Annotated in this window: 8 protein-coding genes and 1 pseudogene; 4 read left to right on the top strand and 5 right to left on the bottom strand. The window is 72.8% G+C overall.

Annotation, left to right across the window (positions count from 1 at the left end; all coding sequences use genetic code 11):
* Window positions 1–31 precede the first annotated feature (31 nt).
* Complete coding sequence (locus tag ACIHAR_RS04110; RefSeq protein ID WP_365454472.1) at window positions 32–1,765, top strand: ABC transporter ATP-binding protein; 1,734 nt, start codon at window positions 32–34, stop codon at window positions 1,763–1,765.
* Complete coding sequence (locus tag ACIHAR_RS04105) at window positions 1,765–3,693, top strand: ABC transporter ATP-binding protein (protein ID WP_400016718.1); 1,929 nt, start codon at window positions 1,765–1,767, stop codon at window positions 3,691–3,693. The genes ACIHAR_RS04110 and ACIHAR_RS04105 overlap by 1 nt, the downstream gene beginning before the upstream one ends.
* A gap of 89 nt (window positions 3,694–3,782) precedes the next feature.
* Here ACIHAR_RS04105 and ACIHAR_RS04100 read toward each other — a convergent pair.
* The 5 genes and pseudogenes from ACIHAR_RS04100 to ACIHAR_RS04080 all read right to left on the bottom strand — a co-directional run bounded on the left by ACIHAR_RS04100 (window position 3,783) and on the right by ACIHAR_RS04080 (window position 11,032).
* Window positions 3,783–5,106 (bottom strand): annotated as a pseudogene (locus ACIHAR_RS04100) (RNA polymerase sigma factor).
* 102 nt (window positions 5,107–5,208) lie between these two features.
* On the bottom strand, window positions 5,209–7,113 hold the full coding sequence (gene dnaG / locus ACIHAR_RS04095) for a DNA primase (protein ID WP_400016715.1): 1,905 nt from the start codon (window positions 7,111–7,113) through the stop codon (window positions 5,209–5,211).
* Between the two features lie 125 nt (window positions 7,114–7,238).
* Window positions 7,239–8,504 carry an FAD-dependent oxidoreductase gene (locus ACIHAR_RS04090; protein WP_365454463.1) on the bottom strand — a complete coding sequence of 422 codons (1,266 nt, stop codon included), beginning with the start codon at window positions 8,502–8,504 and terminating at the stop codon, window positions 7,239–7,241.
* 178 nt (window positions 8,505–8,682) lie between these two features.
* Window positions 8,683–9,957 carry a deoxyguanosinetriphosphate triphosphohydrolase gene (locus ACIHAR_RS04085; RefSeq protein WP_365454460.1) on the bottom strand — a complete coding sequence of 425 codons (1,275 nt, stop codon included), beginning with the start codon at window positions 9,955–9,957 and terminating at the stop codon, window positions 8,683–8,685.
* 178 nt (window positions 9,958–10,135) lie between these two features.
* The gene (locus ACIHAR_RS04080; protein WP_400016712.1) at window positions 10,136–11,032 is read right to left on the bottom strand and encodes a sirohydrochlorin chelatase; all 897 of its coding nucleotides are present in this window, start codon (window positions 11,030–11,032) and stop codon (window positions 10,136–10,138) included.
* A gap of 199 nt (window positions 11,033–11,231) precedes the next feature.
* Between ACIHAR_RS04080 and ACIHAR_RS04075 the strand changes: the two genes are divergently transcribed.
* Together ACIHAR_RS04075 and ACIHAR_RS04070 are read left to right on the top strand one after the other, a co-directional pair.
* Window positions 11,232–11,909 carry a vancomycin high temperature exclusion protein gene (locus tag ACIHAR_RS04075; RefSeq protein ID WP_400016709.1) on the top strand — a complete coding sequence of 226 codons (678 nt, stop codon included), beginning with the start codon at window positions 11,232–11,234 and terminating at the stop codon, window positions 11,907–11,909.
* A gap of 249 nt (window positions 11,910–12,158) precedes the next feature.
* Window positions 12,159–14,477, top strand: coding sequence for a molybdopterin oxidoreductase family protein (locus tag ACIHAR_RS04070; protein WP_400016707.1), 2,319 nt, complete (start codon window positions 12,159–12,161; stop codon window positions 14,475–14,477).
* Window positions 14,478–14,586: the final 109 nt, after the last annotated feature.

Genomic DNA, 14,586 nt, shown 5'->3' with positions numbered 1-14,586 from the left:
TGCCCCTACCGCCGACTCCGAGAGACGTAGCGTGCTCATACGACTTCTGCGGACCTATCTCAGGCCCTACAAGAAACCCATCACCCTGCTGGTGCTGCTGCAGTTCCTGCAGACCTGCGCCACCCTCTACCTGCCCACGCTGAACGCCGACATCATCGACACCGGCGTGGTCAACGGGGACACCGGATACATCCTGTCCTTCGGTGGCCTGATGATCGGCATCTCGCTGGCGCAGGTCGTGTGCAACGTCGGCGCCGTGTACTACGGCGCGCGGACGGCCGCGGCGATCGGCCGGGACATGCGTGCGGGCGTCTTCGACCGGGTGCAGTCCTTCTCCGCGCGCGAGGTGGGCCACTTCGGGGCGCCCTCGCTGATCACGCGGACCACGAACGACGTCCAGCAGATCCAGATGCTGGCCCTGATGACGTTCACGCTGATGGTGTCGGCGCCGATCATGTGCGTGGGCGGGATCGTCCTGGCGCTCGGTCTGGACGTGCCGCTGTCGGGGGTGCTCGTCGCGGTCGTGCCCGTGCTGGGCATCTGCGTGACGCTCATCGTGCGGCGGCTGCGGCCGCTGTTCCGGTCCATGCAGGAGCGGCTGGACACGGTGAACCGGGTGCTGCGCGAGCAGATCACCGGCAACCGGGTGATCCGTGCCTTCGTCCGCGACGCGTACGAGGAGCAGCGCTTCCGGAAGGCCAACACCGATCTCACCGACATCTCGCTCAAGGCCGGCAACCTGCTGGCGCTGATGTTCCCGGTGGTCATGACCACGGTGAACCTGTCGTCGATCGCCGTGGTGTGGTTCGGCGCCCACCGGATCGACAGCGGCGGCATGCAGATCGGTGACCTGACCGCCTTCCTCGCCTACCTCATGCAGATCGTCATGTCCGTGATGATGGCCACCTTCATGTTCATGATGGTGCCGCGCGCGGAGGTGTGCGCCGAGCGCATCCAGGAGGTCCTGGGCACCGAGTCGAGCGTGGTGCCGCCGGTGGCGCCGGTGCGGGAGCTGAGGCGGCACGGGCACCTGGAGATCCGGGGGGCGGGGTTCCGCTATCCGGGTGCGGAGGAGCCCGTGCTGAAGGCCGTCGACCTGGTCGCCCGGCCCGGTGAGACGACCGCCGTGATCGGCTCCACCGGCAGCGGCAAGTCCACGCTGCTGGGGCTGGTGCCCCGGCTGTTCGACGCCACCGACGGCGAGGTCCTCGTCGACGGGGTGCCGGTCGCCGACATCGACCCCCGGCTGCTGGCGAGGACCGTCGGACTCGTGCCGCAGAAGCCGTACCTCTTCGCCGGGACCGTCGCCACCAACCTGCGCTACGGCAATCCCGACGCGAGCGACGAGGAGCTGTGGCACGCGCTCCGGGTGGCGCAGGCCGAGGACTTCGTGCGGAAGCTGGAGGGCGGGCTCGACGCGCCCATCGCGCAGGGCGGGACGAACGTCTCCGGTGGTCAGCGGCAGCGGCTCGCCATCGCCCGCACGCTGGTGCAGCGGCCGGAGATCTACCTGTTCGACGACTCCTTCTCCGCCCTCGACTACGCCACGGACGCGGCGCTGCGCGCGGCGCTCGGGCAGGAGACCGCCGAGGCGACCGTCGTCATCGTCGCCCAGCGTGTGGCGACCATCCGCGACGCCGACCGGATCGTCGTCCTCGACGAGGGCCGGGTCGTCGGCACGGGCACGCACGCCGAGCTGATGGCGGACAACGAGACCTACCGGGAGATCGTGCTCTCCCAGCTGACGGAAGCGGAGGCTGCCTGATGGCGGGGCCCATGGGGCGGATGATGGCCGGCAGCGGCCCCGACAACCGCTCGCTGGACTTCAAGGTGTCCGGGCGGCGACTGCTCGCCCAGTTCAAACCGGAGCGGCTGACCCTCTACGGGATGCTGTTCTGCGTGGTCGTGAGCGTCGGCCTGAACGTCGTGGGGCCGAAGATCCTCGGCCAGGCCACCGACCTGGTCTTCGCCGGCATCGTCGGGCGGGAGATGCCGGCCGGGGCGAGCAAGGAGCAGGTCCTGGACTCGATGCGGCAGCGCGGCGAGGGCGAGGTCGCCGACATGCTCCGCAGCACGGACTTCACCCCGGGCGAGGGCATCGACTTCGGCGCCGTCGCGAACGTCCTGCTGTTCGCGCTCGTCGTGTTCCTCGTCGCCGGTCTGCTGATGGCGGTGGCGACGCGGCTGGTCAACGCGGCCGTCAACCGCACGATGTTCCGGATGCGCGAGGACGTGCAGACCAAGCTGTCGCGGCTGCCGCTGTCGTACTTCGACAAGCGGCAGCGCGGTGAGGTGCTGTCGCGGGCGACCAACGACATCGACAACATCGGGCAGACGCTCCAGCAGTCGCTGGGCCAGCTCATCAACTCGCTGCTGACGATCGTCGGCGTGCTGGCCGTGATGTTCTGGCTGTCGTGGATCCTCGCGCTGGTCGCGCTGGTGACCGTGCCGCTGTCGGCGGTCGTCGCCGCGAGGGTGGGCAAGCGGTCGCAGCCGCACTTCGTGCAGCAGTGGCGCTCCACCGGAAAGCTGAACGCCCACATCGAGGAGATGTACACCGGCCACACCCTGGTGAAGGTGTTCGGCCGGCAGGAGGAGTCGGCGCGGCAGTTCGCCGAGCAGAACGACGCGCTGTACGAGGCGGGGTTCCGGGCGCAGTTCAACAGCGGGATCATGCAGCCGCTGATGCTGTTCGTGTCGAACATCAACTACGTGCTGGTGGCCGTCGTCGGCGGGCTGCGGGTCGCGTCCGGCTCGCTGTCCATCGGTGACGTGCAGGCGTTCATCCAGTACTCGCGGCAGTTCTCGATGCCGCTGACGCAGGTCGCGTCGATGGCGAACCTGGTGCAGTCGGGTGTCGCCTCCGCCGAGCGGATCTTCGAGCTGCTCGACGCGGAGGAGCAGGCGCCCGACCCGGCGGCGGGCGTGCGGCCCGAGGAGCTGCGCGGGCGGGTGGCGCTGGAGCATGTGTCCTTCCGCTACGACCCCGAGAAGCCGCTGATCGAGGACCTGTCGCTGGTCGTCGAGCCCGGCCACACGGTCGCGATCGTGGGCCCGACCGGAGCGGGCAAGACCACACTGGTCAATCTGCTCATGCGGTTCTACGACGTCTCCGGCGGGCGCATCACCCTCGACGGCGTCGACGTCGCCGCGATGTCCCGGGACGAACTGCGCGCCGGGATCGGCATGGTGCTGCAGGACACCTGGCTGTTCGGCGGCACCATCGCGGAGAACATCGCCTACGGGGCGTCCCGGGAGGTGACCCGGGGAGAGATCGAGGAGGCGGCGCGGGCCGCCCACGCGGACCGGTTCATCCGGACGCTGCCCGACGGCTACGACACCGTGATCGACGACGAGGGCAGCGGCGTCAGCGCGGGCGAGAAGCAACTGATCACCATCGCGCGGGCGTTCCTGTCCGACCCGGTGATCCTCGTCCTCGACGAGGCGACCAGCTCCGTCGACACCCGTACGGAGGTGCTGATCCAGAAGGCGATGGCGAAGCTCGCGCACGGGCGGACCTCGTTCGTCATCGCCCACCGGCTGTCGACGATCCGGGACGCGGACACGATCCTCGTGATGGAGAACGGGTCGATCGTGGAGCAGGGCGCGCACGCGGACCTGCTCGCCTCCGGCGGGGCGTACGCGCGGCTGTACGAGGCGCAGTTCGCGCAGGCGGTGGCCGAGGTGGACTGAGGTCGCCCCGGGCCGGGACGGGTGGGTGCACTCCCCGCGTGTGGCGGGTGCGGCTGCGCCCACCCTTCCCCGCTCCCGGCCGACAGGCCTCAGTCCAGGTAGCCGCGCAGCTGGTCCGCGAAGGCGTGGTCGCGCAGTTTGCCGAGGGTCTTGGACTCGATCTGCCGTATCCGCTCCCGGGTGACACCGAAGATGCGGCCGATCTCCTCCAGGGTGCGCGGGCGGCCGTCGTCCAGGCCGTAGCGGAGCTGGACGACCTTGCGCTCGCGTTCGCCGAGGGTCGACAGGACGGCCTCCAGGTGCTCCCTGAGCAGCAGGAACGCCGCGGACTCGACCGGGCTCGCGGCGTCGCCGTCCTCGATGAGGTCGCCGAGGGCGACGTCGTCCTCCTCGCCCACGGGTGCGTGCAGGGAGACCGGCTCCTGGGCGAGGCGGAGGACCTCGCCGACGCGTTCCGGCGGCAGGTCGAGCTGGGCGGCGACCTCGTCGGCGGTGGGTTCGTAGCCGCGTTCCTGGAGCATGCGGCGCTGGACGCGGACGACCCGGTTGATCAGCTCGACCACGTGGACGGGGACCCGGATGGTGCGGGCCTGGTCGGCGAGGGCACGGGACATGGCCTGCCTGATCCACCAGGTGGCGTACGTGGAGAACTTGTAGCCGCGGGCGTAGTCGAACTTCTCGACCGCCCGGATGAGGCCCAGGTTGCCCTCCTGGACGAGGTCGAGCATGGTCAGCCCGCGGCCGACGTACCGCTTGGCCACCGACACGACGAGCCGCAGGTTGGCCTCGATCAGGCGGCGCTTGGCCATGCGGCCCATGACGACCAGCCGGTCGAGGTCGAGGGCGAGTTCGCTGTCCAGGTCGGGGGTGTTGCCCAGCTTCTCCTCGGCGAACAGGCCGGCCTCGACCCGGCGGGCCAGTTCGACCTCCTCGGCCGCGGTGAGCAGCGGGATCCGGCCGATCTCACGCAGGTACTGGCGGAACAGGTCCGAGGACGGCCCCGCCGTCTCGGCGGCGCGGGGGGTGGGCGTCTCGACGGGCTCGGGGGCCTCTTCCAGCGCCTCGGCGGGCGGGCCGTCCGGCTCCGGCTCCATGCCGGGCTCCGTTCCGGGTTCCGGGCGCGTACGCGGGTCTGTTTCGGGGTGGTGCGCGGCACGGTTCTGCGGCGGGACCGCGACCAGGACATCCGTCTCGGTGTCCGGTTCCGTGCCGTCGGTACGCGTGTCGTTCTGGGTGAGGGTCTGGGTCTGCACGGGGGCGACCTCCAGGATGTCCGCTGCCGAGAGGTGCGGCAGCGCTGCTTCGAGGGCGGAGTCGGCGGCCTCGCCGCTGTCCGTCCCGTACGCGATGAGCGGAACCGCGGGGGTGGGACCCGCTGGGGACGGATCGGCCGCGCTCCGGGGACTCAGGCACCGGAACCCAGTGTGGAGTACGACACATCGCCGCCACGAGGGGCGTGCGATGACTTTTTGCGTCCGGTCCGTGACCGCCTGGTGACCGTGGCGGGCGGACGGCTCAGAGAGCCGCGGCTCCGTGCTCGCGCAATGCCTGGTCGTACTGCTGAAGGACCCACAGCTCGTTCTGCACGGCGGCCAGTTGCGCCGGGTCGCCGCCCGCGGCGAGGCGGGTCAGCTGGGACTGGACGTCACGGACGCGGCGCTCGACGGCGCGGCGGCGGACCTGGACGAGGACCGTGCCCGCGTACACCTCGTCCACGGCGCGCCGCATGATCGGCTCCACGGCCAGCTCGGTGACCATGGCGCGGACGGTGTCGTCGGGCGCCGCGTCGCGGACCCGGACCAGGTACTCCTGCCCGTCCGGTACGCCGTACTCGGCGCCGCCCGCGTCGAGGATCGCCTGGCGTACGGCGGCGTAGGGGGCGGCGGTGAACTCGTCGACGCCGTACGCGTCGAAGGCCGGGGAGACCAGTTCGGGGCGCTGGAGGGCGAGTTTGAGGAGTTCCCGTTCGGTGGCGTAGACGGGGTTGCGCAGGGTGAGGGCGGGGCCGGAGACGGCGGGGCGGCGGGCGGGTTCGTAGGGCTGGGTGTGGGCGCCGCGGGCCGGCGCGGGTCCCTTGCCGCCGCGGTCGCGGGCCCAACGGGCGAGCTGTGCCACGCGTTTGACGACGAACTGGGTGTCGAGGATGCCGAGCATGCCGGCGAGCTGGACGGCGACCTCGTGCTGGGCGCCGCTGTTCTTGATGCGGGCCACGACGGGCGCGGCCTCGTCCAGCGCGGCCGCGCGGCCGGCCGGGGTGTCGAGGTCGTAGCGGCTCACGATCTGGCGCAGCGCGAACTCGAAGAGCGGGGTGCGGGGTTCGACGAGGTCGGCGACCGCGTCGTCGCCCTTGGTGAGGCGCAGGTCACAGGGGTCCATGCCGTCCGGGGCGATCGCGATGTACGTCTCGGCGGCGAACTTCTGGTCGTCCTCGAAGGCGCGCAGGGCCGCCTTCTGGCCGGCCGCGTCACCGTCGAAGGTGAAGATGACGCGGGCGCTGCCGTTGTCCATCAGCAGCCGGCGGAGGATCTTGATGTGGTCGCCGCCGAAGGCGGTGCCGCAGGTCGCGATGGCGGTGGTGACGCCGGCGAGGTGGCAGGCCATGACGTCGGTGTAGCCCTCGACGACGACCGCGCGGGACGTCTTGGCGATCTCCTTCTTCGCGAGGTCGATGCCGTAGAGCACCTGGGACTTCTTGTAGATCGCCGTCTCGGGGGTGTTGAGGTACTTGGGGCCGGTGTCGGCCTCGTAGAGCCTGCGGGCGCCGAAGCCGACGACCTCCCCGCCGATGTCGCGGATCGGCCACATCAGGCGGCCGCGGAAGCGGTCGATGGGGCCGCGGCGGCCCTCCTGCGACAGCCCGGAAAGGATCAGCTCCTTGTCGGTGAAGCCCTTGCCGCGCAGGTAGCGGGTGAGGTGGTCCCAGCCCTGCGGGCTGTAGCCGACGCCGAAGTGGACGGCGGCGGCCTGGTCGAAGCCGCGCTCGGCGAGGAAGATCCGGCCGGTGTCGGCCTCGGGGCTGACGGCGAGCTGTTCCGCGTACCACTCGGCGGCGATCTTGTGGGCCTCGACCAGGCGGATGCGCTCACCGCGCTGGTGGGAGGGGTTGTAGCCGCCCTCCTCGTACCGCAGGGTGATGCCGGCCTGCGCGGCGAGGCGCTCGACCGCCTCGGAGAAGGTGAGGTGGTCGACCTTCATCACGAACGTGATGGTGTCGCCGCCCTCCTGGCAGCCGAAGCAGTGGAAGAGACCCTTGCTGGGGCTGACCTGGAAGGACGGCGACTTCTCGTCGTGGAACGGGCACAGGCCCTTGAGGTTGCCGCCGCCCGCGTTGCGCAGCTGGAGGTACTCGGACACCACGGCGTCGATCGGGACCGCGTCCCGTACCGCCTTCACGTCCTCGTCGTTGATCCGTCCTGCCACGCGTGAATTCTACGGGGGCGCTGTGACATCCACGGGGCGCCGCAGCGCCCAGTCGGCGGCGCGGGGAACCGCGCGACCTGCCGCCCGCGGCCCGCACCCACCGGGCGACGGCCCCCGGCGGACGCCTAGGCGACCAGGCTCTCCAACGGCACGTGCGGGTCCGCCAGGGCCTCCGTGTCGACCCGCGCGCGCGAGCGCACCAGCTTCTGGATCGGCTCTGTGACGTCCCACACGTTCACGTTCATCCCGGCGAGGACACGGCCCTCCTTCACCCAGAACGCGATGAACTCCCGCTTCCCCGCGTCCCCGCGGATCACCACCTCGTCGTACGTCCCCGGGGGCGCCCACCCGCTGTACTCCATGCCGAGGTCGTACTGGTCGGTGAAGAAGTAGGGCACGCGGTCGTAGGTGACGTCCCGGCCGAGCATCGCGCGAGCGGCCGCGGGCCCGCCGTTCAGCGCGTTGGCCCAGTGCTCGACGCGCAGCGTCGTGTCGAACAGGCCGAGCGGGAAGGACGCCACGTCACCGGCGGCGTAGATGTCGGGGTCGGAGGTGCGCAGCCGTGCGTCCACGGCGACGCCGCCGCCGTGCGCCCGGTCGGCCAGCTCCAGCCCCGCCGCCTCCGCCAGCCCCGTACGGGGAGCCGCCCCGACGGCGGCGAGGACGTCGTGCGCCGGGTGCTCCTCACCGTCGTCGGTGCGGGCCGCGAGCACCATGCCGTCCTGGCCGACGATCTCCGTCAGCCGGACGCCGAAGCGGAAGCGGACCCCGTGCTCGCGGTGCAGCTCGGCGAAGACGTTGCCGAGCTCGGGACCGAGCGCGCCGTGCAGCGGGGTGGGCTCGGGCTCCACGACGGTGACCTCCGCGCCGTACTCGCGGGCCGCCGCCGCGATCTCCAGGCCGATCCAGCCGGCGCCGGCGATGACGAGGTGGCCGTTGTCGCGGCCCAGGGCGGCCAGGACGCCCTTGAGGCGGTCGGCGTGCGCCAGGCGGCGCAGGTGGTGCACGCCGGCGAGGTCGGTGCCGGGGACGTCCAGGCGGCGCGGCTCCGCGCCGGTGGCCAGCAGCAGCTTGTCGTAGTGGACGAGGGTGCCGTCGTCGCCGAAGCGGACCGTCTTCGCCGTGCGGTCGATGGCGTCGACGGTCTGGCCGAGGTGCAGCTCGACGTCGTGCTGCGCGTACCAGGCCGGCTCGTGCACGAAGACGCTCTCGCGGGCCTCCTTGCCGAGCAGATAGCCCTTCGACAGCGGCGGGCGCTCGTAGGGGTGGTCACGTTCGTCGCCGATCAGTATCACGCGGCCGGTGAAACCCTCCGCCCTCAGCGTCTCGGCCGCCTTGGCGCCGGCCAGGCCTCCTCCGACGATGACGAATGTCTGGTCCGCGTCGACCACGTGATGCCTCCTACGGGGGTCTGGGGGATGTCCCCCCAGTGAACGCTGCGTGCTGCCGCCCCACGAGCGTCCCGCACGCAGCGTGAGGGGGGAAGAGGACGTGACCCGATCAGGCCACGCACGGTCACGTTCGGGTCTGTTCGCGGCGCTTTCGCCCCTCGCGTCACAGGCCCCTTCGTCAGACGGGCCGGCCGGTGAGGCGCCCGTGCAGGGAGCGGGCCGAGGCGTCGGTGAGGGAGGCGATCTGGTCGACGACGACCCGCTTGCGGGCCCGGTCGTCGGGCGCCCGGTCGAACCACGCGCGGAACTGGGGGTCGAGACCGTCGGGGGCGCGGGCGGTGAGCGCCTCGGCCAGTTCGCTGATGACGACACGCTGGTCGGCGCGGAGCCGCGTCTGCTCCGCCCGCTGCATGACGTACCGGTCGGCGACGGCCTTGAGGACCGCGCACTCCAGGCGCGTCTCGTGCGGTACGACGAGCTCGGCGCCGTAGCGGGTGAGGCGGCCGGAGCCGTACCGGGCCCGGGTGGCGCCCTCGGCGGCGAGGCAGAAGCGGCCGATGAGCTGGCTGGTGGCGTCCTTGAGACGGGCCTGCGCGACCGCCGTGCCGTCGTAGCCGTGCGGCCACCATTCCTGGTCCTGGAGGCGGTCGAGGGCGGCGGCGAGTTCGGCCGGGTCGGTGCCGGCGGGTGCGTACCGGCCGGCGGCGACCCGGAAGACCTCCTGTCGCTCCGGCTCGGCGTGCAGGCAGTCGGGGTCGATGTGGCCGGCGTGCAGGCCGTCCTCCACGTCGTGCACCGAGTACGCCACGTCGTCGGACCAGTCCATGACCTGGGCCTCGAAGCAGGCGCGGCGGCCGGGGGCCTGCTCGCGGACCCAGTCGAAGACGGGGCGGTCGTCCTCGTAGACGCCGAACTTGGGGGACGCCGGGTCGGTGGGGTGGGCGCCGCGGGGCCAGGGGTACTTGGTGGCGGCGTCGAGGGTCGCGCGGGTGAGGTTGAGGCCGACGGAGCCCTCGGCGGTGAACCGTTTGGGCTCGATGCGGGTGAGGAGCCGGAGGGACTGGGCGTTGCCCTCGAAGCCGCCGCAGTCGTGGGCGAAGTCGTTCAGTGCCTGTTCGCCGTTGTGGCCGAAGGGGGGATGGCCGAGGTCGTGGGAGAGGCACGCGGCTTCGACGAGGTCGGGGTCGCAGCCGAGGGCCGCGCCCAGCTCACGGCCCACCTGGGCGCACTCCAGGGAGTGGGTGAGGCGGGTGCGGGGGGTGGCGTCCCAGGCCTGGCTGCTGGCACCCGGGGTGACGACCTGGGTCTTGCCCGCGAGCCTCCTCAGCGCCGAGGAGTGCAGGATGCGGGCGCGGTCCCGCTGGAAGGCGGTGCGGCCGGGGCGCTTGTCGTGCTCGGGGGCCCAGCGGGCCACGGATGTGGGGTCGTAGGCGATGGGGGGTGTGCCTTCCATGCCTCGACAGTAAGCGGGGGTGGTGACAATCGGGCGCCGGGGCGGGGCGGGTCGTGCCGTCGGGGTGCCGGCCCGTCGTGGCGTGTCGCGTCCACGCGGCGGAGCCGCACCTCGATGCGGTCCCGTGCCCCGAGGGGTCCGCCGCCCGTGTCGGGCCGCCGCCGGTTCCCCGCGCCCCTCAGGCGGCGTTGCTGTTGCCGGCCGCCGCCGCGGACCGGTCGTAGCGGTGCAGGACCAGGCGGGCCATCGCCTCGTGGGTGCCCAGGGGGGCCGAGGCGATCCAGGGGGCCGCTTGCGCGCATTCCGTGGCGAAGCGTCCGGGGGCGGTGAAGCAGGAGGCGACGGCGATGCGGTGGCGTCCTCGGGCGGTGAGGGCGCGGACGGCGGTGGGGACGGTGGGCGTGGCCGTCGTGGCGTAGGCGGGGACCACCGGGACGCCGAGGCGCTGGGCGAGCAGGTGGGCCGTGCGGCGGGTGTCGACGGCCGAGTCGGGGTCGCGGGAGCCGGCCGCCGCGAGGACGACGGCGCTCTCGCGGCGCTCCGTCTCCGTCATGCGGGTGCGCCACCCGGCCTCGACGAGGCGGTCGTACAGGGTGTCCACGAGGAGGGGGTGGGGGCCGAGCGGGGCCGCCACGCGGGTGCGTACCGCCACGGCGCCGGCCATCTCGGGGATGTCCCGCTTGACGTGGTAGCCGCGGCTGAGCAGGAGCGGCACCAGGACGGCCTCCGCCGTGCCGCGGGCCTCGAGGCCGGCGAGGGTGTCCGTCAGCAGCGGCTCGTTGAGCTCGATGTGGCCGAGGTGCACGGGCAGGTCCGGGCGCAGGTCGCGGACGCGGTCGAGGAGGGTGCGGACGGTGCTCAGGGCGCGCGGGTCGCGGCTGCCGTGGGCCACGACGACCAGCGCGGGCGGGCCGGGGCGCCGGCGGCCGTCGAGTGAGACGAGGCTGAGCTGGGCGGCGAGCTGGGTGCTGATCCGGTTCATGATGTGCGCCGTACTGTCGAGGTGGGCGCCACCGGGCAGCGGGCTGCCGGGGCGGGGGGCGGACTCGTCGTACTGGGAGGGCGACGCCGTCATGGACCGATCCTGGCGGGGGGAGGTTGCACGGCCGTTGCGCGACCGTCACGACTATTTTCCGGGCGTTCACCGCGCGGGCGGCGGCGGTGTGAGGTCCGGCTTGCGGGGGTTGGGGCGTGATGTGACGCAGGTGACGGCGGGGAAGGCGAACCCGAGCGGGCCCACCCCCGCGTCCTCCCTGGTCGAAGGGGGGCACCGCATGGGCATACGTCGACCGCGGCTGCCGCGCACCCGGACGGGGTGGCGGCGGCTGGTGCAGGGCGTGATGGGCGCGTGTGTGCTGGGGCTGCTGCCGTCGACCTGGCTGTTCGTGTCGACGGCGGACCGGCTGGGCACGACGGCCGACGCGCCGCGCACCGAGGTAGCCGTCGTCTTCGGCGCCGGGCTGTGGGACGGGGAGCCGTCGCCGTATCTCGCGCACCGGCTGGACGCGGCGGCCGAGCTCTACCGGGCGGGGCGGATCGAGGTCGTGCTGGTCACCGGCGACAACAGCCGCAAGGACTACGACGAGCCCGACGCGATGCGGACCTACCTGACCCGGCACGGGGTCCCGGACGCGCGCATCGTCAGCGACTACGCGGGCTTCGACACCTGGGACTCCTGCGTGCGCGCCAGGAAGATCTTCGGGGTGGACCGCGCCGTGCTGATCAGCCAGGGCTTCCACATCCGGCGGGCGGTCGCCCTGTGCCGGGAGGCGGGGGTGGAGTCGTACGGCGTCGGCGTGGACGCCGTGCACGACGCGACCTGGTACTACGGGGGCGCGCGGGAGGTCCTCGCCGCCGGGAAGGCCGCGCTGGACGCGGTGTTCGAGCCGGATCCCCGGTTCCTGGGGCCGAAGGAGCCGGGGGTGGAAAGGGCCTTGGGCACGGCCGAATGAGCGTCCGGCGCGACCGAGACCATCGGTCTGGAGCCGGGCGACGAGCCGTACGACGCGTACGAGTGCTGACCGGGCGCGCCGACTGAACGAGCCGGGGACGGAACGGCGGCGGCCGCTGCCGTCCCCGGCTCTCCCGTTCCGGGCCGCCCCGTGCCTCACGCCGGGCGGGTGCGGTCGGGGAGGTCACCAGCACACCGCCGTAACAGGACGCCGCACGGCGTGTAACACGGCCGAAGCACGCTGAAAGGCATGCAGACCACCTCGACGCCCACCCACTGCCCGTACTGCGCCCTGCAGTGCGGGATGAATCTGTCGCCCTTGCCACAGGGGGGCGTCGAGGTGGTCGAGCGCACCGACTTCCCGGTGAACCGGGGCGCGCTGTGCGGCAAGGGCCGTACGGCGCCGGCGGTGCTGTCGTCCCGGGTGCGGCTGACCTCCCCCTTGGTGCGCTCCGGCGGCACGCTCGTGCCCGCCACCTGGGACGAGGCGCTCGACCGGATCGCCGGGGAACTGGCGCGGATACGCGCGGAGCACGGGCCGGACGCGCTCGGCGTGTTCGGCGGGGGCGGGCTGACGAACGAGAAGGCCTACACGCTCGGCAAGTTCGCCCGCGTCGTGCTCGGCACCTCGCAGATCGACTACAACGGGCGTTTCTGCATGTCGTCCGCGGCGGCGGCCGGCATCAAGGCGTTCGGCCTGGACCGCGGGCTGCCCTTCCCCCTGGAGGACATCCCGAGGACGGGGTGCGTGATCCTCGTCGGGTCCAACCTGGCCGAGACCATGCCGCCGTCACTGCGCTTCTTCCACGAGCTGCGCGAGAACGGCGGCACGCTGATCGTCGTGGACCCGCGCCGCACCAAGACCGCCGAGCAGGCCGACCTCCACCTGATGCCGCGCCCCGGCACCGATCTGGCGCTGGCGCTCGGACTGCTGCACCTGGTGGTCGCCGAGGGACGCGTCGACGAGGAGTACGTCCGGGAGCGGACCGTCGGCTGGGAGGACGCCCGGGCGGCGGCCATGGCGCACTGGCCGGAGTACGTGGAACGGATCACGGGGGTGTCCGTTCCGCAGCTCCGGGAGACCGTGCGGCTGTTCTGCGAGCCCGAGTCCGCGATGGTGCTGACGGCCCGCGGGCCCGAGCAGCAGTCCAAGGGCACCGACACCGTGGGCGCGTGGATCAACCTGTGCCTGGCCACCGGGCGGGCCGGGCGGCCGCTGTCCGGCTACGGCTGCCTGACCGGGCAGGGCAACGGGCAGGGCGGCCGCGAGCACGGCCAGAAGGCCGACCAGCTGCCGGGCTACCGCAAGCTGGACGACCCGGCGGCGCGGCGGCACGTGGCCGAGGTCTGGGGCGTGGACCCCGACTCGCTTCCGGGGCCGGGGCGCAGTGCGTACGAGCTGCTGGACGCGCTGGGCACGGACGTGCGCTCCCTGCTGCTGATGGCGTCCAACCCGGTGGTGTCCGCGCCGCGCGCCGCGCACATCGAGGAACGGCTCAGGTCCCTGGACTTCCTGGCGGTCTGCGACGTCGTGCTGTCGGAGACGGCCGCTCTCGCGGACGTGGTCCTGCCGGTCACGCAGTGGGCGGAGGAGACGGGGACCACGACCAGCCTCGAGGGGCGTGTGCTGCTGCGGCGACAGGCGATCACCCCGCCCGAGGGCGTCCGCAGCGACCTGGAGGTGCTGCACGAGCTGGCCGCCCGGCTGGGCGTGGAGAAGGGCTTCCCGACCGACCCCGAGGAGGTCTTCGAGGAACTCCGCCGGGCCAGCGCGGGCGGGCCCGCCGACTACTCCGGGATCACCTATCGCCGGCTGGTGGAGGAGAACGGGGTGTTCTGGCCGTGCCCGACGGCCGTCGACACGGACGGCGCGGCCGTCGCGAGCGGCGCCGGTGGGACGGGCGTCGCCGGCGGCACGGGCGGGACGGCCGTCGCCAGCGGGACAGGCGGGACCGCCGTCGCCAGCGGGACGGCCGTCGCGGACGGCGCCGCCGGGACGGACGACTGTGAGGACGCCTCGCTGGACGCGGGCACGGACGACCCTTCGCGGGACGACGAACACGACGAACACGGCGGTCACGGCGGCCACGGCGTCCCGCCCGTCCACCCGGGCACGCCCCGCCTCTTCCTCGACCGGTTCGCGACGCCGGACGGCCGGGCGCGCTTCGTGCCCGTCTCGCACCGGCCCGTCGCCGAGGAACCGGACGACGAGTACCCCGTCCTGCTCACCACCGGCCGCGTCGTCGCCCAGTACCAGTCCGGCGCCCAGACCCGGCGCGTGGCCGAGCTGAACGCCGCCGCGCCCGGACCGTTCGTCGAGCTCCACCCGCGGCTCGCCGCCCGGCTCGGCGCGGCGGAGGGCGATCCGGTGGCCGTCGTCTCCCGGCGGGGCCGTGCGGTGGCACCGGCCCGCATCACCCCGGGCATCCGGCCCGACACCGTCTTCATGCCCTTTCACTGGCCCGGCGAGGGCCGCGCCAACACCCTGACCAACCCCGCCCTGGACCCGACGTCACGGATGCCGGAGTTCAAGGTGTGCGCGGTGCGCGTGGAGGCGGTCGAGCCGTAGTCCCCGGGGCGAGCCGTGACCCCTGGGCGGCGCCGCGGCGTGTCCGGCGCGGCGGGGACACCGACCCGAAGGAAGTGACGCACGCCACATCCAGCTCTGTCACATCGCG

This window comes from Streptomyces sp. NPDC052016, from assembly GCF_044548445.1.
Classification (GTDB): domain Bacteria; phylum Actinomycetota; class Actinomycetes; order Streptomycetales; family Streptomycetaceae; genus Streptomyces.
Note: the sequence above shows the minus strand (reverse complement) of the source record. Positions and strands in the feature narration are given on the sequence as shown.

Bases quoted from the DNA above. Each gene is read 5' to 3' on its own strand.
- ACIHAR_RS04105 (WP_400016718.1), top strand. From the start codon at position 1,765: ATGGCGGGGCCCATGGGGCGGATGATGGCCGGCAGCGGCCCCGACAAC.
- ACIHAR_RS04085 (WP_365454460.1), bottom strand. From the start codon at position 9,957: ATGGAAGGCACACCCCCCATCGCCTACGACCCCACATCCGTGGCCCGC.
- ACIHAR_RS04080 (WP_400016712.1), bottom strand. From the start codon at position 11,032: ATGACGGCGTCGCCCTCCCAGTACGACGAGTCCGCCCCCCGCCCCGGC.
- ACIHAR_RS04075 (WP_400016709.1), top strand. From the start codon at position 11,232: ATGGGCATACGTCGACCGCGGCTGCCGCGCACCCGGACGGGGTGGCGG.
- ACIHAR_RS04070 (WP_400016707.1), top strand. From the start codon at position 12,159: ATGCAGACCACCTCGACGCCCACCCACTGCCCGTACTGCGCCCTGCAG.